Source organism: Undibacterium sp. Ren11W, assembly GCF_049340485.1.
Taxonomy (GTDB): Bacteria; Pseudomonadota; Gammaproteobacteria; order Burkholderiales; family Burkholderiaceae_D; genus Undibacterium.
Genome location: NZ_JBMPPB010000023.1, coordinates 1 through 1,188, shown reverse-complemented (window position 1 = coordinate 1,188; position 1,188 = coordinate 1). Strand labels below are relative to the sequence as shown.

Genomic DNA, 1,188 nt, shown 5'->3' with positions numbered 1-1,188 from the left:
TCACAGTCGCCTTGCCAGGTACGGCTAAAGCAGGTGATACGCTGACGATCACCGACGGCACGACTCCGCAAAGCCATGTCTTGACCGCCGCAGAAATCACCGCTGGTACGTATAGCAGCACGGTTGCCAAACCAGCGGAAGGCGCTAATTTAGCGGTCACAGCAACGGTCACCGACCAAGCTGGCAATGTCTCCGCCCCAGGCACAGACAGTGCAGTGCTAGACACAACGGCCACAGCAGCGCCGACGATCACCATCACGACCGACAGCAACAACGATGGCCTGATCAGTAAAACAGAACTGGGCGCAGCCACCACAGTGGCAGTCACAGTGGCTTTGCCAGGTACGGCTAAAGCAGGTGACACCCTGACGATCACCGACGGCACCACTCCGCAAAGCCATGTCTTAACGGCCGCAGAAATCACGGCTGGTACGTATAGCAGCACGGTTGCGAAACCAGCGGAAGGCGCTAATTTAACGGTCACAGCAACGGTCACCGACCAAGCTGGCAATGTCTCCGCCCCAGGCACAGACAGTGCCGTACTGGACACAACGGCCACGGCAGCGCCGACGATTACCATCACGACCGACAGCAACAACGACGGCCTGATCAGTAAAACAGAACTCGGTGCGGCAACGACAGTGGCAGTCACAGTCGCCTTGCCAGGTACCGCGAAGGCAGGTGACACCCTGACGATCACCGATGGCACGACTCCGCAAAGCCACGTCTTAACGGCCGCAGAAATCACAGCGGGCACCTACAGCACAACGGTTGCCAAACCGGCAGAAGGCGCTAATTTAACCGTCACAGCAACGGTCACCGACCAGGCTGGCAATGTCTCCGCCCCAGGCACAGACAGTGCGACTTTGGACACGACTGCGACGGCCGCACCAACGATCACCATCACGACCGACAGCAACAACGACGGTCTGATCAGTAAAACAGAACTCGGTGCAGCAACGACAGTGGCAGTCACAGTGGCTTTGCCAGGTACGGCTAAAGCAGGTGATACGCTGACGATCACCGACGGTACTACTCCGCAAAGCCATGTCTTAACCGCAGCAGAAATCACAGCGGGCACCTACAGCAGCACGGTTGCGAAACCGGCTGAAGGCGCGACCTTGTCGGTCAGCGCTACCGTCACCGACCAGGCTGGCAATGTCTCCGCCCCAGGCATAGACAGTGCGA

General features: G+C 58.8%; 1 pseudogene. It reads left to right on the top strand.

The features are described 5' to 3' along the window. Positions 1-1,188 (top strand): annotated as a pseudogene (locus tag ACO0K8_RS22285) (hypothetical protein); the annotation flags it as partial.